This window comes from Variovorax sp. P1_G12, from assembly GCF_056405555.1.
This window is the reverse complement of record NZ_JBFUBW010000004.1, coordinates 250297-266792: the sequence shown is the minus strand read 5'-3', so window position 1 is coordinate 266792 and position 16496 is coordinate 250297. Positions and strand designations below refer to the sequence as shown.

16 protein-coding genes, 1 tRNA gene and 2 riboswitches are annotated in these 16496 nt (G+C 69.3%); of the genes, 6 read left to right on the top strand and 11 right to left on the bottom strand.

Annotation, left to right across the window (positions count from 1 at the left end):
• The first annotated feature begins 8 nt into the window (after positions 1 to 8).
• The 4 genes from AC1D2O_RS06930 (at position 9) to AC1D2O_RS06915 (ending at position 3932) form a co-directional block, all read left to right on the top strand.
• Positions 9 to 602, top strand: coding sequence for a carboxymuconolactone decarboxylase family protein (locus AC1D2O_RS06930; protein WP_478156577.1), 594 nt, complete (start codon positions 9 to 11; stop codon positions 600 to 602).
• Positions 603 to 777: 175 nt separating this feature from the next.
• Entirely contained in the window at positions 778 to 2505 is a 1728-nt protein-coding gene (locus AC1D2O_RS06925) for an ABC transporter permease (RefSeq protein ID WP_478088864.1), read from the top strand.
• A gap of 23 nt (positions 2506 to 2528) precedes the next feature.
• Entirely contained in the window at positions 2529 to 3845 is a 1317-nt protein-coding gene (locus tag AC1D2O_RS06920) for an ABC transporter ATP-binding protein (RefSeq protein WP_478088866.1), read from the top strand.
• Between the two features lie 11 nt (positions 3846 to 3856).
• Positions 3857 to 3932, top strand: a tRNA-Gly gene (locus AC1D2O_RS06915).
• Positions 3933 to 4045: 113 nt separating this feature from the next.
• Here the strand turns inward: AC1D2O_RS06915 and AC1D2O_RS06910 are convergent.
• On the bottom strand, positions 4046 to 4729 hold the full coding sequence (locus AC1D2O_RS06910; RefSeq protein ID WP_478088868.1) for a TetR/AcrR family transcriptional regulator: 684 nt from the start codon (positions 4727 to 4729) through the stop codon (positions 4046 to 4048).
• 43 nt (positions 4730 to 4772) lie between these two features.
• Between AC1D2O_RS06910 and AC1D2O_RS06905 the strand changes: the two genes are divergently transcribed.
• The gene (locus AC1D2O_RS06905) at positions 4773 to 5882 is read left to right on the top strand and encodes a DUF2855 family protein (RefSeq protein WP_478088870.1); all 1110 of its coding nucleotides are present in this window, start codon (positions 4773 to 4775) and stop codon (positions 5880 to 5882) included.
• Between the two features lie 92 nt (positions 5883 to 5974).
• Here the strand turns inward: AC1D2O_RS06905 and AC1D2O_RS06900 are convergent, their stop codons facing one another.
• A complete protein-coding gene (locus AC1D2O_RS06900; protein WP_478088872.1) occupies positions 5975 to 6604 on the bottom strand; it encodes a flavin reductase family protein in 630 nt (209 codons plus the stop codon).
• 101 nt (positions 6605 to 6705) lie between these two features.
• On the opposite strand from AC1D2O_RS06900, the gene AC1D2O_RS06895 reads away from it, so the two are divergent.
• Complete coding sequence (locus tag AC1D2O_RS06895; RefSeq protein WP_478088873.1) at positions 6706 to 7587, top strand: DUF3014 domain-containing protein; 882 nt, start codon at positions 6706 to 6708, stop codon at positions 7585 to 7587.
• 12 nt (positions 7588 to 7599) lie between these two features.
• On the opposite strand, the gene AC1D2O_RS06890 is transcribed toward AC1D2O_RS06895, so the two are convergent.
• The 9 genes from AC1D2O_RS06890 to AC1D2O_RS06850 all read right to left on the bottom strand — a co-directional run bounded on the left by AC1D2O_RS06890 (position 7600) and on the right by AC1D2O_RS06850 (position 16458).
• Complete coding sequence (locus AC1D2O_RS06890; protein WP_478156575.1) at positions 7600 to 8892, bottom strand: RNA polymerase sigma factor; 1293 nt, start codon at positions 8890 to 8892, stop codon at positions 7600 to 7602.
• A gap of 10 nt (positions 8893 to 8902) precedes the next feature.
• Entirely contained in the window at positions 8903 to 9601 is a 699-nt protein-coding gene (locus tag AC1D2O_RS06885) for a YciI family protein (protein WP_478088875.1), read from the bottom strand.
• A gap of 32 nt (positions 9602 to 9633) precedes the next feature.
• Entirely contained in the window at positions 9634 to 10041 is a 408-nt protein-coding gene (locus AC1D2O_RS06880; RefSeq protein WP_478088877.1) for a DoxX family protein, read from the bottom strand.
• 11 nt (positions 10042 to 10052) lie between these two features.
• Positions 10053 to 10496, bottom strand: coding sequence for a YciI family protein (locus AC1D2O_RS06875; protein ID WP_478088878.1), 444 nt, complete (start codon positions 10494 to 10496; stop codon positions 10053 to 10055).
• A gap of 25 nt (positions 10497 to 10521) precedes the next feature.
• Entirely contained in the window at positions 10522 to 10944 is a 423-nt protein-coding gene (locus AC1D2O_RS06870; protein ID WP_478088879.1) for a YciI family protein, read from the bottom strand.
• Positions 10945 to 11084: 140 nt separating this feature from the next.
• On the bottom strand, positions 11085 to 13997 hold the full coding sequence (gene gcvP, locus AC1D2O_RS06865; RefSeq protein ID WP_478156573.1) for an aminomethyl-transferring glycine dehydrogenase: 2913 nt from the start codon (positions 13995 to 13997) through the stop codon (positions 11085 to 11087).
• 25 nt (positions 13998 to 14022) lie between these two features.
• Positions 14023 to 14400, bottom strand: a complete 378-nt coding sequence (gene gcvH, locus AC1D2O_RS06860) for a glycine cleavage system protein GcvH (protein ID WP_478094045.1) — start codon at positions 14398 to 14400, stop codon at positions 14023 to 14025.
• 55 nt (positions 14401 to 14455) lie between these two features.
• Positions 14456 to 15652 (bottom strand): glycine cleavage system aminomethyltransferase GcvT, encoded by a 1197-nt coding sequence (gene gcvT, locus AC1D2O_RS06855; RefSeq protein ID WP_478094044.1) that lies wholly within the window; start codon positions 15650 to 15652, stop codon positions 14456 to 14458.
• A 15-nt stretch (positions 15653 to 15667) separates the two neighbouring features.
• A riboswitch (glycine riboswitch) is annotated at positions 15668 to 15782 on the bottom strand.
• Between the two features lie 18 nt (positions 15783 to 15800).
• A riboswitch (glycine riboswitch) is annotated at positions 15801 to 15887 on the bottom strand.
• A gap of 43 nt (positions 15888 to 15930) precedes the next feature.
• Entirely contained in the window at positions 15931 to 16458 is a 528-nt protein-coding gene (locus tag AC1D2O_RS06850; protein ID WP_478094042.1) for a hypothetical protein, read from the bottom strand.
• Positions 16459 to 16496: the final 38 nt, after the last annotated feature.

The following is a 16496-nucleotide window of genomic DNA, read 5'->3' as shown; positions in this document are numbered from 1 at the left end:
ACCCCCCCATGTTCCAGCAAGGCCATACCCATCCCTGGACCGAACGCCTCCCGATGCCCGCCGCCGGCGCGATGACGCACGCGCAGCGCGCCGCCGCCCAGGCCCTGATCGACGGGCCTCGCAAGGCCGTCTTCGGCCCCTTCGTTCCGCTGCTGCAGAGCCCGGTGCTGATGGAACGCATCGGCAGCCTCGGCGAGTACCTGCGCTTCGACAGTGCGCTGGACGCCCGCGTGCGCGAGCTGGTGACTTGCGCGGTCGCGCGCCACGTCGGCAACCAGTTCGAATGGGTCCTGCATGCGACGGCGGCGGTCAAGGCCGGGGTCAACGCCGAGGCGATCGAAGCCTTGCGGCTCGGACGCCGGGCCCAGCCGCTGGCGCCGGACGAGCAGCTCGCGCTCGACTTCGCCCTCGAACTGCTGCAACACGACGGCGTCAGCGAGCCGACCTATGCGGCGGCCGAGGCGCGCTTCGGCAAGGCGACGGTGGTCGAGCTCAGCGCCCTGGTGGGCTACTTCACGATGGTCTGCTGGATCATGAACGTGGCCCACACGCCGGTGCAGGGGGCCGAGGGGCAGCGCGGGCTCGACGCCTTCCCGCTGTAGCACACAGCCCGGCGCCGGGCCGCCCCAAGGCGGGCTGCGGCCCCCTCGGGGGGCAGCGAGTACACGAAGTGACGGAGCGTGGGGGCGAATGAGTCAGGCCTGCGTCCGGTTCGGAAGGCACAATGGCGCCCGCGCTGCGGACCGGGTCCGTGCATCGAACCCAACGCTTCCGCCCATGCTCGACAAACGCTTCTTTCCGCGCCAGGCCGTCGTGTCCGGCGGCAACCGCTGGGACTGGGCGCTGCTGCCGCTGGTGCTGGCGGCGCTGTTCGCGCTGGCCTTCGGCGGCGCCCAGATGGCGCGGCCCTATGAGCTCGGCCAGCCGCTGCCGATCAGCCTCGATCCGTGGATGCTGCCGTACTACCTGCTGCGCACCACGCTGCGCATGTTCCTGGCACTCGCGGCGTCGCTGGTGTTCAGCTGCGTCTTCGCGGTGCTGGCGACGCGCTACCGCGCCGCCGAGAAGATACTGGTGCCGATGCTCGACATCCTGCAGTCGATCCCGATCCTGGGCTTCCTGTCGATCACGGTGACCGGCTTCATCGCGCTGTTCCCGGGCAACCTGCTCGGCGTCGAGTGCGCCGCGATCTTCGCCATCTTCACCTCGCAGGCCTGGAACATGGCGTTCAGCCTCTACCAGTCGCTGCGTACCGTGCCTTCGGAACTGCGCGAGGCGGCATCGGTGTTCCAGCTCTCGGCCTGGCATCGCTTCTGGCGGCTCGAGCTGCCGTTCGCGATGCCCGGGTTGCTGTGGAACATGATGATGTCGATGTCCGGCGGCTGGTTCTTCGTGGTCGCCTCCGAGGCGATCTCGGTCTCCAACCAGAGCATCATGCTGCCCGGTGTGGGCTCCTACATCGCGATGGCGATCCAGGCGCGCGACCTCGGCGCCATCGGCTGGGCGATCGGCGGCATGCTGATCGGGATCACGCTCTACGACCAGTTGTTCTTCCGGCCCTTGATCGCCTGGGCCGACAAGTTCCGTTTCGAGGAGGGCAGCAGCGAGGATGCGCCGCGCTCCTGGCTGCTCACCTGGCTGCGCCGCACAGAGCGCATCAAGCGGGCCATGATCGGCGCGGCGCGGCTGCTCGAGCGCTCGCTGGTGCTGTTCCGGCGCGACCATGACGGCACCTCGATCAAGGCCCGGCCACGCACGCCGAACCCGGCCATGGCGCGCGCGTGGGACGCCGCGCTCGCCGCCGCGGTGCTGCTCGCCGTGGTGTGGCTGGTGCGCTTCATCCACACCGAGGTCGGCTGGTCCGAGGTCCGACACGTGTTCGTGCTGGGCTTCTACACCATGATCCGCGTGGTCGTGCTGATCGCGCTGGCCGCGCTGGTCTGGGTGCCGATCGGCATCTGGATCGGCATGAACCCGCGCTGGGCCGGGCGGCTGCAGGGCGTGGCGCAGTTCATGGCGGCGTTCCCGGCCAACCTGATGTTCCCGGTGGCGGTGCTGTTCATCGTGCGCTGGCAGCTCAACCCGAACATCTGGCTGGCGCCGCTGATGGTGCTGGGCACGCAGTGGTACCTGCTGTTCAACGTGATCGCCGGCGCGTCGACCGTGCCGACCGAACTGCGCTACGCAGCGAGCAACCTCGGGCTCGGCGGGTGGCTGCGCTGGCGGCGCTACCTGCTGCCGGCCGTGTTCCCGAGCTTCGTCACGGGGGCCATCACGGCCAGCGGCGGCTCCTGGAACGCGAGCATCGTGGCCGAGTACGTGACCTGGGGCGACACCACGCTGCAGGCCGCGGGCCTGGGCAGCTACATCGCCCACATGACGGCCATCGGCGATTTTCCGCGCATCGCGCTGGGCATCGGCGTGATGTGCGTGTTCGTCATGGGCATGAACCACTTCGTGTGGCGTCGCCTCTACGAGCTGGCCGAGAACAGGATGCACTTTTGAAGATGAACGCGCGAGGAGGGTCCATGGCCGAAGCCATCGTTGAATTGAAGGGTGTGGGCAAGTCGTTTCGCTCGGCCGACGGCGCCGCGCGTTCGGTGCTCGAAGGCGTCGACTTCCGCCTGGCCGAAGGCGAGATCGTGGCGCTGCTGGGCCAGTCGGGCTCGGGCAAGTCGACGCTGCTGCGCATCCTTGCGGGCCTGATCGGCGTCGACACCGGCAGCGTGCGCTACCGCGGCCAGCCGCTCTACGGGCCGGCGCGCGGCATCGCGATGGTGTTCCAGTCCTTCGCGCTCTTTCCCTGGCTCACGGTGCAGCAGAACGTCGAGCTGGGGCTGGAGGCGCGCGGCGTGGCGCCGGCGGAGCGGGCCCGGCGCGCGAATGCTGCGATCGAGCTGATCGGCCTCGCCGGTTTCGAGGGTGCCTTGCCGCGCGAGCTGTCGGGCGGCATGCGGCAGCGCGTGGGCATCGCGCGCGCGCTGGTGGTGGAGCCCGAGGTGCTGCTGATGGACGAGGCGTTCTCGGCGCTGGACGTGCTGACCGGCGAGCGATTGCGCGACGACATCCTGCGGCTCTGGGGCGGCGGCGCGATGCCGACCAAGGCGATGCTGGTCGTCTCGCACAACATCGAGGAAGCGGTACTGATGGCCGACCGCGTGCTGATCTTCGCGGCCGACCCGGGCCGCGTGCGCGCGGAACTGCCGATCCGGCTCGCGCGGCCGCGCGACGCCGACAGCCTGGAGGTGAGGGCGCTGATCGACGAGGCCTACGCGCTGATGACCGCCGGCGCGCCGGTGGCCGGCCGCCCGCCCGAGGAGCCGGTGCGCATGCACCTGGGCGATCGCCTGCCCGATGCCGACATCGGCCGCATGGAGGCCTTGCTCGAGATGCTRGTGGATGACGGCCGCGAAGGGCGAGCCGATCTGCCGCAGCTCGCGGAGGAGGCCGAGCTCACCGACCACGACCTGCTGCCGCTGGCGCAGGCCCTGTCGATGCTGGGCTTCGCGCAGCTGGCGGATGCCGACCTGCATCTCACGGAACTGGGCCGCCGCTATGTGGCTGGCGCGCACACGCTGCGCCAGCAACTGCTGGGCCAGCAGCTGCTGGCGCACGTACCGCTCGCGGCGCACATCCGCCACAGCCTGGAGCAGGCACCGGCGGGCGAGTTGCCGCAGGAACCCTTCCTCGATCTGCTCGAGGAAAGCCTGGACCGGCCGACCGCCGAGCGCGTGCTGCGGACCGCGATCGAATGGGGGCGCTATGGCGAGGTGTTCGAGTTCGATTTGCGCACCGGCCTCATTCATTTGCCGGCCGGCGAAGAAGTCGAAAAAAATGCACTATAATCAGAGGCTTCGCGGGAGTAGCTCAGTTGGTAGAGCGCAACCTTGCCAAGGTTGAGGTCGAGAGTTCGAGACTCTTCTCCCGCTCCAGATATCGAATCTGGTGCTCAACGCGAAGCACGCAGACAAAAAGGCCACCCTCCGGGTGGCCTTTTGCTTGGGCGATGCATGGGCGATGCATGGGCAAGGCGTCGACGAAGACGTCAACCCTGCTTGGGCTGCGCCAGTGCGATGCGGTGCAGCACGATCGCCTCCATCTCGGCGACCCAGCCGGCGTCGTCCGGTGGATCGGGCCGCAGCAGAAGGCGATAGCGTCGTCCGCCCCAGGCCGCGGTCAGCAAGGCCTGGATGGTCGACGGCGGCGGTGGCCGCGGCAGGTCGGTGCAGGCCGCGAAGGCCTCGCGCCACCGGATCGCCAGTTCGTCATACACACGTTGATGGTGCTTGGGCTCGGCCACGCGGTGCTCCAGCTGCAGCATGCCGCGGTCGAAGGCCGGCAGCCCTTCGAGCCGGGTGTCGCACGTGATCCGGACCAGCTGCTTCACGCGCTCCCGCGCCGGCAGTTCCGTGGCCGGCGGTGCGATGACGTCGGTGTCGAGCCGCCGCAGCAAGGCCTCGATGCAATGGCGCACGTAGCCCGAGAGCAGCGCCTCCTTGTCCGGAAAGTAGTCGTACAGCGTGCCGACCGCAATGCCGGTTTCGAGGGCCACGGCGCGGGTCGTCACGCCGTCCCAGCCCTCGGCATTCCATATCCGAACAAACGCGTCGTAGATGGCCTGCACGGTGAACTTGCCCCGGGCTTGCGTCGGGCGTTTCAGCGGCTTGGAGCGGGGCGCGGCGGCCTCCTCCTGTTTTCCGAACCCGCTGGTGGATGTGCGGCGGTACATTTTTTGGCAAGGGGGTCGACCCCCGAATCACCTGGGACAAGACATGAGCGTCGCTTTCACTTTAACCCGTCTCGAGACCCGCAAGGACGCGCTGGGCACCACGCGCCTTCGCAGCGCGCAGGACCCCGGCGTGCTGGCCGCCGGCGAGGTGCTGCTGCGCATCGACCGCTTTGCGCTGACCACCAACAACATCACCTACGCGGCCTTCGGCGACGCGATGATGAAGTACTGGTCGTTCTTCCCGACCGGCGACCCGGACTGGGGCCACATGCCGGCCTGGGGCTTCGCCGATGTGTTCGCATCCACGGTCGACGGCGTCGAGGTCGGAGAACGCTTCTACGGCTACTTCCCGATCGCCAGCCACTTGCGCATGACACCGGTGCGCGTGACCGAGCGCGGCTTCTACGACGGCGCGCCGCACCGCAGCGAACTGGTCTCGGCCTACAACCAGTACATGCGCTGCAGCCGCGACGCCGGCTATGTCCAGGCGCTCGAGAACTACCAGATGCTGGTGCGTCCGCTCTTCATCACCTCCTTCATGCTGGCGGATTTCCTGGAGGACAACGCCTTCTTCGGCGCCACGCAGGTGGTCGTCTCCAGTGCGTCGAGCAAGACGGCCTACGGCACCGCCTTCTGCCTCGGACAGCGCGAGGGGCTGAGCCTGATCGCCCTGACCTCGGAGCGCAACCGCGGCTTCGTCGAGAACCTGCGTTGCTACGACCAGGTTCTGCCCTACACGAGCGCCACCTTGCTGCCCGCCAGTGTGCCAACGCTCTACGTCGACTTCTCGGGCGATGACGATCTGCGCGCCACCCTCCACCATCATTTCGGCGCGGCGCTGGTCTACGACTGCTACGCCGGCTCGGCGCAGAAGACCGCCTTCCTCGCCGAAACCCCGCTGCCGGGTCCCAAGCCCTTGCTGTATTTCGCGCCGGTGCAGATCCGCAAGCGCAACGCAGACTGGGGTCCGCAGGAGGTGAACCGGCGCTTCAACGACGCCCAGGGCCGCTTCATCGCCGAACTCAGCCGTCCGGACAGTCGCTGGATGACGCTGGCGGAAAGCCGGGGCTTCGAAGCCGCGCAGCAGGTGGTCGCCGATCTGCATGATGGCCGTGTCGATCCGCGCAGCGCGCACGTCGTCCGGCTGGACTGAGCCCCCACGCTCCCTCACTGCGTGTGGTCGCTGCCCCCCGAGGGGGCCGCAAGCCGCCTTGGGGCGGCCCGGCGCCGGCTTGAGCCCCCACGCTACATCTCGTCGATCGGCGTGCTTCGCGCTCCGTTCTGCGCCGCGAGCGCATAGCGCTCGCGCGTCTTCACATAGAAGCTCGCGCCGAAGCGGCCGACCGGGAAGTAGTGCTGCAGGCGCACGCGCCAGGTCTCGGTGTCGATCAGTTCGTCGCGCGCGTGCATCCAGCGCACTTGGCCGATGAAGATCTGCCGGCTTTCGGTTTCGAGCGTCTCCCAGAGCGTGCATTCGAAAGCCACCGGCGCCTCGGCGATTCGCGGTGGCTTGACCGCTTCGCTGGGCAGCGCGGTGAAGCCGACCACCTCGAGCTCGCTCACGTGCGGCGGATGGCGCTCGCCGCAGCGATGCATCTGCTCGGCGATGTCCTCGTCCGCCAGGTGGATCACGAATTCGCCGCTGCGCACGATGTTGGCCGCGGTGTCCTTGAGCACGCCGTCCTGCAGCCGGTTGACGCTGATCATCACGATCGGCGGTTCTTCGCCGAGCATGTTGAACATGCTGAAGGGCGCGGCATTGACGATGCCGTCTTCGCCGAGCGTGGTCACCAGCGCGATCGGCCGTGGCACGATCAGGCTCGCCATGAGCTTGTACCGCTGGTACTCGGTCAGGGTGGAAAAGTCGATGTTCATTCGGATTCCTTGACGCTCACAGAGCGTTACGGCAGGAAGCGCCCGCGTGGTTTCCAATGGACCGCACGCATTGCCCGCATTTGAGAAAAGAGGATTCCACCATGCCCGAACGGGACCCAGCAGAATTCAGGCCAGCACGCGAGTCTTCGGTGTGGACCCTGGTGATTGTCGTTGCCGTGATCCTCGCGGCCGCCTTCGGCTGGTGGCGCTGGTCGCTGCAGAAGGAAGCGCCACCGGCACCGCCCGTCGTCAGCGCGCCGCCGCCCTCGGCCGCACCGGCCGACACGCCCCCTCCGGTGGCGGTCGGCCCGCAGAATCCGGTCGATGCACTGGCCGAGCCCGAGGCCGCGCTGCCCGCGCTGAACGACGCCGATGGCCGCGTCACCGCGGCGCTCAACGAACTGCTCGGGAAGAAGTCGGTCGGCACCTTCCTCGAGGCCGGTGGCTTCGTGCGTCGCTTCGTCGCCACCGTGGACAACCTGCCGCGGGCGCAGGCGCCTGCGCGCATGTGGCCGGCACAACGGGCGCCCAAGTCCTTCGAGGTGCAGGGCGCGGGCGAGCTGAAGACCATCGGCGCGGACAACGCCAGCCGCTACACGCCGTTCGTGCTGTTCGTCGAGTCGGTGGACACGGCCCGGGCGGTGGCGCTCTATGCCAGGCTCTATCCGCTGTTCCAGCAGGCCTACGAAGAGCTGGGCTATCCGGGCAAGTATTTCAACGACCGCCTGGTGGCCGTGATCGACCATCTGCTGCAGGCGCCCGAACCCGCCGGGCCGGTGCAGGTGAAGCTCACCGAAGTGAAAGGCGAGATGGCGCCGCAACATCCCTGGATCAGCTACGAGTTCGCCGACCCCCAGCTGGAAGCGCTCTCGGCCGGCCAGAAGATGCTGGTGCGCATGGGCCCGGTCAACGAGCGTCGGTTGAAGGCCAGGCTGAAGGAGCTGCGCGCCCAGCTCGCGACCGGCGCGGTGGCGAAGAAATAGCGCGAGGGCCGGTCAACCGGCGCTCGCGGGGCCGCCGGAACAGGCCAGCGCGCGCATCAGCAGCAGCTTGCGCTCGCGTGCGTTGCGCGTGAGTTCCGCCGCCCGCTTGAACTCCTCGCGGGCCTCGGCCTTTCGGCCCATCTTGGCGAGCAGGTCGCCGCGCACGCTCGGCAGCAGGTGGTAGCCCTGCAACTGCGGCTCCGAGCGCAGTGCGTCGACGACTTCAAGGCCCACCGCCGGGCCGAAGGCCATCGACAGCGCCACGGCCCGGTTCAGCTCGACGATCGGCGAGGGCGCGAGCTGGGCCAGTGCCTCGTAAAGCGCGGCGATGCGCGTCCAGTCGGTTTGCGCCGCGTGGCGCGCGCGTGCGTGGCAGGCGGCGATGGCGGCCTGCAGGGCATAGGGCCCCAGGGTGCCGCCGAGCTTCTCGGCACGCGCCAGGGCGGCGAGGCCGCGCCGGATCAGCATCTGGTCCCAGCGCGCGCGGTTCTGCTCGAGCAGCAGCACCGGTTCTCCGTCGGCGTCGATGCGCGCGGCCGCGCGCGAGGCCTGGATCTCCATCAGCGCGACCAGGCCATGAACTTCGGGCTCCTCGGCGACGAGCTCGGCCAGGATGCGCCCGAGCCGCAGCGCTTCCTCGCACAGCGCCGGACGCATCCAGTCCTCGCCGGCAGTGGCCGAATAGCCCTCGTTGAACACCAGGTAGATGACCTCGAGCACCGACGCAAGGCGCGCGGCCAGTTCGTGCGCGCGCGGCGCCTCGAAGGGCACTCGCGCGGCGGCCAGCGTTCGCTTGGCGCGCACGATGCGCTGCGCGATCGTCGCTTCCGGCACCAGGAAGGAGCGCGCGATCTCGTCGGTGGTCAGGCCGCCCAGCAGGCGCAGGGTCAGGGCGACCCGCGCCTCGGGCGAAAGCACCGGATGGCAGGCCGTGAATACCAGGCGCAGCAGGTCGTCGCCCACCTCGTCGTCGAGCGCGGCGTCCACCGCCTCGGCGAAGTCGGCGGCGGCGATCGCATGTTGCGCGTCGAGTTCGCGGCCGATTTCCCCTTCCTTGTTCGCATGCAGCGTGCGCTTGCGCAGCAGGTCGATCGCGCGGCGCTTGGCCGCGGCGGTGAGCCAGGCGCCCGGATTGTCCGGGATGCCCTCGCGCGGCCAATGTTCGAGGGCCGCGACCAGCGCGTCCTGCGCCAGCTCCTCGGCCACGCCGACGTCGCGCACCATCCTGGCGAGCGCGCCGATGATCCGGGCCGACTCGATGCGCCAGACCGCGTTGATCGCGCGATGCGTCTCGGCGACGTTCATCCGGGAGCGCCTATCGCGACATCTCGCGCACGGGGCGGATCTCGACCACGGGATGCACCGGCGCGTAGGGGTAGCGACTCGCCCATTCGATCGCTTCATCCATCGACCGGGCACGGATCAGCCAGAAGCCCGCGATCAGCTCCTTCGCTTCGGCGAAGGGACCGTCGACCACGCGCGGCTTGCCGCCGCCGAACTTCAGGCGGGCGCCCTTGGCGGTCGACTTCAGGCCTTCGCCCGCCAGCAGCACGCCGGCTGCGACGCTCTGGTCATTGCGCCGGGCCATCGCGTCGAGCCGTTCGGGGGCGGTGGGCGCGTCGGCCTCCAGCTGCGCGTCGGACAGCAGCATCACCATGAAACGCGGATCCGGATCCTGCTGCGCGGCCGACGAGTGGATCCCCGGCAGGCCGCCGGGGCAGCCCGACTCGCGAATCTCGAGCACGGGAGCGGCCTCGGGGCCCGGCACCCAGCGGGCGAGCTGTTCGGTGGCCGCCTGCAGCGAGTCGGCCTCGAAGAAGCCGAAGCCCGCCACCAGGTCTTCGGTGTGCTCGAACGGCCCCGGCACCCGCTGCGGGCCGTCCGCCGAGAAGTGCAGGCGGACGCCGTGCGAGCTGGCCTGCAGCGCGGCATGGGGGAGCGCGGGGGCCACCGGCAGCGTCTCGTCGGCGTCGAGGCCGGTCTCGGTGCGCCGGTCGGCCTTGCGGAGGATCACGAATCTCATCCCGCAAGGATAGCGTTGTGCGCTCAGCGCCGCAGCGGGAGCATGGCGCGCAGCCGCTCGTCGCGCAGGAAGAGGCCGCCCCAGGCCATGAGTCCGATGTAGAGCCCGAACAGCAGATGGCTGAAGACCGGGCTGCCCACGCGCAGGTGGGTCGCCATGGCGCCGCCGAGCAGGCCCGTCAGCAGGATGGCGCCGAGCACCGAGCTGCGCGGGATGGCGTAGAGCACGCCGATCGCGAGCGTCAGCACGCCGAGGCCGAAGGCGATGTCCGTCGGATAGCCGAGTTCGGCCAGTGACTGCTTGACCACGTCCATCTCGACCACCTTGATGGCGCCGTCGAACAGCAGGAACGCGACGACCAGGCCGCTGAGGATGCGGCCGGTCCAGAGGGCGGCGCCCGAGGCGGGCGCGGTCGGAAGGATGGCTTGCATGCGAGTGCTCCTCAGGCCTTGCCGGCCGCTTGCCGGGCCACGGCGCGCTCGCGCAGGTTCTCTTCCTGCTTGCGGATCTCGGGCGTGAACTCGGCGCCGAAATCTTCCGCCTCGTAGACCTGGCGCAGCTCCAGCGCGACGTTGCCGTGGCCGTCGATCGGCGGCCAGCGCTTGACCCATTCGAGCGCTTCCTCCCTCGACTTCACCTGGATCAAGGTGAAGCCTGCGACCAGTTCCTTGGTCTCGGCGAACGGGCCGTCGATCACGGTCGGCCTGCCGCCCTTGAACTGGATGCGGGCGCCCGTGGCGCTGGGCTTCAGGCCCATGCCGTCGAGCATCACGCCTGCGGCGATCATCTGCTCGTTGTACTTCATCATGTCGGCGACCAGCTGCTGGGTCGGCATCGCGCCGGCCTCGGTCTCGGGGTCGGCCTTGCGAATGATCATGAATTTCATGGTCGTGTCTCCTTCGGGCGTCCGTTCAGGCGCGCTTGGCGGCGACTTCGGCGAGCACCCGCTGTTCCTGCGCGCGCAGCTCCGGCGTGAGCTCGGCGCCGAAGTCGTCCAGCTCGAACACCTGGCGCAGCTCGAGCTCGGTGCCATCGTCGAAGGGCGCGCGGCGCAGCCATTCGAGCGCTTCCTCCTTCGAGCGCACCTGCCACAGCCAGAAGCCGGCGATCAGCTCCTTGGTCTCGCTGAAGGGGCCGTCGACCACGGTCCGGTCCTTGCCGGAGAAGCGCATGCGGGCGCCCTTGGCGCTGGGATGGAGGCCTTCCATCGCGAGCAGCACGCCGGCCTTGACCAGCGCCTCGTTGTAGTTGCCCATGTCGGTCAGCAGCTGTTCGCTCGGCATCACGCCGGCTTCCGAGTCCTTGCTGGCCTTGACGATCACCATGTATCGCATGTCGTTGCTCCTTCGGATTCGAGGCCGGCGCCGGTCGGGATCGACCGGGCAGTTCCGGGGCTCTGATTGGACGTCGAAGCAGCGAACGCGAAATCGACAGCCGGAGGGGCTTTCAATTGTAAAAAAATGTTTCTAAATCCTCAGGCCTTGGCGTACGCGTCCAGCGGCACGCAGCTGCAGAACAGGTTGCGGTCGCCGTAGACGTTGTCGACCCGGCCGATCGGCGGCCAGTACTTGGCCTGTCGGAGGCTGTCCAGCGGGAAGGCGCCGAGCTCCCGCGAGTAGGGCCGCGTCCATTCGCTGCCGAGCAGGCTGGCGGCGGTGTGGGGGGCGTTGCGCAGCGGGTTGTCGTCCTTGGGCCAGATGCCTTCCTCGACGCGGCGGATCTCGCCCCGGATCGCGATCATGGCGTCGATGAAGCGGTCGAGCTCGGCCAGCGGCTCGCTCTCGGTCGGCTCCACCATCAGCGTGCCGGGCACCGGAAAGCTCAGCGTCGGCGCATGGAAGCCGTAGTCGATGAGTCGCTTGGCGACGTCCTCTGCGCTCACGCCGCTGGCCTCCTTGAGCGGGCGCAGGTCGAGGATGCACTCGTGCGCCACGTGGCCGTTCGGGCTCGCGTACAGCGTCGGGTAGTGGTCCTTGAGCCGCGCGCTGATGTAGTTGGCGCTGAGGATCGCGGTCTCGGTCGCCGCCTGCAGGCCCTTGGCGCCCATCATGCGGCAGTACATCCAGCTGATCGGCAGCACCGCCGCATTGCCCAGCGGCGCGGCGGAGACCGCGCCGACGGCGCCGTTCGACGCCAGCCCGCCGGTGACATGGCCCGGCAGGTAGGGCACCAGGTCTTCCACCACGCACACCGGCCCGACGCCGGGGCCGCCGCCGCCGTGCGGGATGCAGAAGGTCTTGTGCAGGTTCAGGTGGCTGACGTCGCCGCCGAACTCGCCCGGGGCGGCCACGCCGACCAGCGCGTTCATGTTGGCGCCGTCGACGTAGACCCGGCCGCCGTGCGCGTGCACGATCTCGCAGAGTTCCTTGACGCGGGTCTCGAACACGCCGTGGGTGCTGGGGTAGGTGATCATCACCGCGGCCAGCTTGTCGCCGTGCTTCTCGCAGGCGCGCTTCAGATCGTCGATGTCGACATTGCCGTCGGCGTCGCAGGCCGTCACCACCACCTGCATGCCCACCATCTGGGCGCTGGCCGGATTGGTGCCATGCGCGGACGAGGGAATCAGGCAGACGTCGCGATGCGCTTCGCCCTTGGCCTCATGGAAGGCCTTGATCGCGAGCAGGCCCGCGTATTCGCCCTGCGAGCCGGCGTTGGGCTGCAGGCTGATGCCCGCGTAGCCGGTCGCTTCGCAGAGCCAGGCGCGCAGCTGGGCGTCGAGCTGCGCATAGCCCAGCATCTGCTCGGGCGGCGCGAACGGGTGGATGTCGGCGAACTCGGGCCAGGTGATCGGGATCATCTCGCTGGTCGCGTTGAGCTTCATGGTGCAGCTGCCCAGCGGGATCATGCTGCGGTCGAGCGCGAGGTCCTTGTCGCTCAGGCTGCGGATGTAGCGCAGCATCGCGGTTTCGCTCTTGTGGGTGTTGAACACCGGGTGCGTCAGGAAGGCGCTCGTGCGGCGCAGGTCCTCGGGCAGGCGCGGCGCCGCCGCGGCGGCGATGGCGTCGAAGTCGGGCGCCGGCGTGCCGGCCGGCGCGAACAGACCCCACAGCGTCACGACGTCGGCCCGCGTGGTGGTCTCGTCGAGCGAGACGCCCAGGTGGTGCTGCAGACGGTGGCGCAGGTTGATGCCGGCGGCTTGTGCGCGTTCGTTGATCGCCTGCGTGTCGTCGCCGGTGCGGATCGTGAGCGAGTCGAAGGCGGTGCCGTTGACCAGCTCGCGGCCCAGTTGTTCGAGGCCCTGCGCCAGCACCGCGGTCAGCAGGGCGACGCGCTGCGCGATGCGGCGCAGGCCTTCAGGGCCATGGTAGACGGCGTACATGCTCGCCACCACGGCGGGCAGCACCTGCGCGGTGCAGATGTTCGAGGTCGCCTTCTCGCGCCGGATGTGCTGCTCGCGCGTCTGCAGCGCCAGCCGGTAGGCCGGCTGGCCGTGCGCGTCGACGCTGACGCCCACCAGCCGCCCGGGCAGCGAGCGCTTGAATTCATCGCGGCAGGCCAGGTAGGCCGCATGCGGGCCGCCGTTGCACATCGGCATGCCGAAGCGCTGGGTGGTGCCGCAGACGATGTCCGCATCCCATTCGCCCGGCGGCGCCAGCAGCGTCAATGCCAGCAGGTCGGCCGCGACGCAGAAGGCGGCCTCGCACTGGTGCGCGTGGCCGGCCAGCGGGCGCAGGTCGTGCACCTGGCCGGTGGTGGCGGGGTATTGCGCGAGCGCGCCGAAGAAGCCGCCGCTGGCCATCAGGTGCGGCAGCGTCTCGGAGGCGGTGCTGACCTTGACCTCGATGCCCAGCGGCGCGGCGCGCGTGCGGATCACCTCGATGGTCTGCGGATGGCAGTCGCCCGACACCAGGAACACGTTGCTCTTGCTCTTCACGCTGCGGCGGGCCAATGTCATCGCCTCGGCCGCCGCAGTGGCCTCGTCGAGCATCGAGGCGTTGGCGATCGCCATGCCCGTGAGGTCGCAGACCATGGTCTGGAAATTGACCAGCGCCTCCATGCGGCCCTGCGAGATCTCGGCCTGGTAGGGCGTGTAGGCGGTGTACCAGGCCGGGTTCTCGAGCACGTTGCGCAGGATCACGCCGGGCGTGTGGGTGCCGTAGTAGCCCTGGCCGATGAAGTTCCTGGCCACCTTGTTCTTGGCGGCGATCGCCTTCAGCTCGGCCAGCGCATCGGCTTCGGTGATCGGCGGCGCCAGCCGCATCGGCCGGCGCCGGCGGATGGCCGGCGGCACGATGCCGTCGATAAGCTCGGCGCGCGTGGCCGAGCCGACGGCGGCGAGCATGCGGACTTCGTCCTCGGCTTCGATGCCGATGTGGCGCGCGATGAATTCTTCGGCGTTCTGGAGTTCGCTGAGCGAGGGGGCAGTGGGCAGCACGGGCGTCGGCATGGAAGGGTCCGGTCGGGCGTAGGGGTCAGTTGTCGGCGGAGAATTTCGCGTAGGCGGTTTCGTCGAGCAGCGGCTCGAGCTGCGCGGGGTCGCTCACGCGCACCTTGAAGAACCAGCCGGCGTCCATCGGTGCACTGTTGGCGAGCGAGGGATCGGCGCGCAGCGCCTCGTTGACCTCGGTGATCTCGCCAGACACCGGCATGAACACGTCGGCCGCGGCCTTGACCGACTCGACCACGCCGGCGACATCGCCCTGGGCGAAGCTCTTGCCGACTTCGGGCAGGTCGACGAAGACCACGTCGCCGAGGGCGTCCTGCGCATGCACCGTGATGCCGACCGTGACCAGCGCCGCGTCGGCTTCCTGCCGCACCCACTCGTGGTCCTTGGTGTACTTGAGGCTCATGAAAATCTCCTTGAAAAGTGTCTGGCTTGAAGAAATCGAGAAATCGAGGAAGGCCTCAGCCCCGGTGGTAGCGCGCGGGAACGAAGGGCAGGGTGCTCACTTCCATCGGCACCGGCTTGCCGCGCACGATGGCCTGGATCCGTGTTCCGGGCTCGGCATAGGCCAGCGCGACGTAGCCCATTGCGACCGGCCGGTCGACGGTCGGGCCCAGCAGTCCGCTGGTGACCTGGCCGATGGCCAGGCCGCCCTCGAAGGATTCGAGCATCGTGCCGTCGCGCACCGGAATGCGTTCCAGCGCCACCAGGCCGACCCGCTTGCGCTTGAGCGTCTCGTGGTCCAGGTGGCCGGCCGCGCCGTTGGCGGCGGTGAGCTGCGCCAGCACCCTGGCCGCGCCGGGGAAGCCGCCTTCGCGTGCGCCGCCCGTGCGCCGCACCTTCTGGATCGCCCAGCCGAGGGAGGCCTCGACCGGCGTGGTGCCGGCGTCGATGTCGCTGCCATAGAGGCACAGGCCGGCTTCCAGCCGCAGCGAGTTGCGCGCGCCCAGGCCGATCGGCTTCACCTCGGGCTGGGCCAGCAGCAGGCGGGCCAGTGGCTCGGCGTCGCGGGCGGCGACCGAGATCTCGAAACCGTCCTCGCCGGTGTAGCCGCTGCGCGTCACGAAGGCCGCGATGCCGCCGATCTGCACCGTGCCGCCGGTCATGAAGACGAAGCGCTCGATGCCGGGCGACAGGCGCGCCAACGCGGCCGCGGCCTGCGGCCCCTGGAGCGCGAGCAGCGCGTGGTCGGGCATCGGCAGCACCTGGCAGCGCTGGCCGATCCGGGCCGTGATGTGCGCGATATCGGCCTGCTTGCAGGCGCCGTTGACGATCACGAACAGCGAATCCTGGCCTTCGTTGAAGAACATCAGGTCGTCGAGGATGCCGCCTTCGTCGTTCAGCAGCAGCCCGTAGCGCTGTTTGCCGGGCGCCAGGCCGATCACGTCGACCGGCATCAGGCTCTCGAAGGCGGCGGCGGCATCGGGGCCGGCCAGGCGCAGCTGTCCCATGTGGGAGATGTCGAACAGGCCGGCGGCCTCGCGCGTGTGCTTGTGCTCGGCCATCAGGCCGGCGGGGTATTGCACCGGCATCGCGTAGCCGGCAAAGGGCACCATGCGGGCGCCGAGCTCCAGGTGGAGGCCGTGGAGCGGGGTCTTCTGCAGATCGTCGGATGCGGCGGCCAAGGGCGTATCTCCAAAGGGGCAGTCTAGTTCCATGGCGAGAAGCCATGGGCCACCCCTGCTGTCCGCTTTACCTGAGAGATTCGCCCCACGATCGGGGTTTGCTCCTTCGGTGGACGGACCGGCGCGACTGCGCGACGAACCGCCTCTCTCCAGCAAGGAAACGCCCGGGAACGGGCGCTTCGTCAGTCCTTTTGCCTGAGCGTTCGGGCCCGTGTTTCGAGGGACCTGCGCCTTCGGCGGTCCCATGGTGGCGGGACGCTCTCCTGACCGGGCGAGTGTAAGGGAATCGGCGGCCGCCCGGCCGGCGTTTTTCAGTGCACGGCCGTCGAAGGCAGCAGCCGGTCGATGCGCTCGCGGATCGACTCGGCGCGTTCGGTGCCCGCTGCCTGTTCGATTTCGTCGAGCATCTCGCTCGCCACGGCCAGCATCGCGGCGCGGTCGCGCGCCTCCCGCAGCAGCTCGCGAAAGCGCTCGGCCAGCAGGGGATCGCGGCGCACGAACATGCGTTCGCACAGATCGAAAAGGAACATGCGCGTGGTGGCGAGCGAGCGCTTGCCGTCGAAGGCATCGGCCGCGGCCGGCGCGGGGTCGGCCGGCTGTTGCTGCACCGGCATCGGCACGCGGTCCTGCGCCAGGGGTCCGCGATCCAGGAGGTAGCCTTCGCGCACCAGATGCAGCGCGACACGCCCGGCTTCGTCCCGGCCGCCGAACAGCTGGCCGAAGTCGGTCACCGACCGCTGGCCATCGGCCATCAGCAGCAGGGCGCGTTCGCGCTGGCCCAGGCTGCGGCAGCCGGGGCGGAGTTCATGGCGCGCCTTGTCGGTCTTGATGAGGAACATGGGGTGCTGCGGCGTTCGGTGGTCGAGCGCCGCAGCAT

Coding starts and splice junctions, on each gene's coding strand:
- AC1D2O_RS06930 (WP_478156577.1), top strand. CDS start 9: ATGTTCCAGCAAGGCCATACCCATCCCTGGACCGAACGCCTCCCGATG.
- AC1D2O_RS06925 (WP_478088864.1), top strand. CDS start 778: ATGCTCGACAAACGCTTCTTTCCGCGCCAGGCCGTCGTGTCCGGCGGC.
- AC1D2O_RS06910 (WP_478088868.1), bottom strand. CDS start 4,729: ATGTACCGCCGCACATCCACCAGCGGGTTCGGAAAACAGGAGGAGGCC.
- AC1D2O_RS06905 (WP_478088870.1), top strand. CDS start 4,773: ATGAGCGTCGCTTTCACTTTAACCCGTCTCGAGACCCGCAAGGACGCG.
- AC1D2O_RS06900 (WP_478088872.1), bottom strand. CDS start 6,604: ATGAACATCGACTTTTCCACCCTGACCGAGTACCAGCGGTACAAGCTC.
- AC1D2O_RS06895 (WP_478088873.1), top strand. CDS start 6,706: ATGCCCGAACGGGACCCAGCAGAATTCAGGCCAGCACGCGAGTCTTCG.
- AC1D2O_RS06890 (WP_478156575.1), bottom strand. CDS start 8,892: ATGAACGTCGCCGAGACGCATCGCGCGATCAACGCGGTCTGGCGCATC.
- AC1D2O_RS06880 (WP_478088877.1), bottom strand. CDS start 10,041: ATGCAAGCCATCCTTCCGACCGCGCCCGCCTCGGGCGCCGCCCTCTGG.
- AC1D2O_RS06875 (WP_478088878.1), bottom strand. CDS start 10,496: ATGAAATTCATGATCATTCGCAAGGCCGACCCCGAGACCGAGGCCGGC.
- AC1D2O_RS06870 (WP_478088879.1), bottom strand. CDS start 10,944: ATGCGATACATGGTGATCGTCAAGGCCAGCAAGGACTCGGAAGCCGGC.
- gcvP (WP_478156573.1), bottom strand. CDS start 13,997: ATGCCGACGCCCGTGCTGCCCACTGCCCCCTCGCTCAGCGAACTCCAG.
- gcvH (WP_478094045.1), bottom strand. CDS start 14,400: ATGAGCCTCAAGTACACCAAGGACCACGAGTGGGTGCGGCAGGAAGCC.
- gcvT (WP_478094044.1), bottom strand. CDS start 15,652: ATGGAACTAGACTGCCCCTTTGGAGATACGCCCTTGGCCGCCGCATCC.
- AC1D2O_RS06850 (WP_478094042.1), bottom strand. CDS start 16,458: ATGTTCCTCATCAAGACCGACAAGGCGCGCCATGAACTCCGCCCCGGC.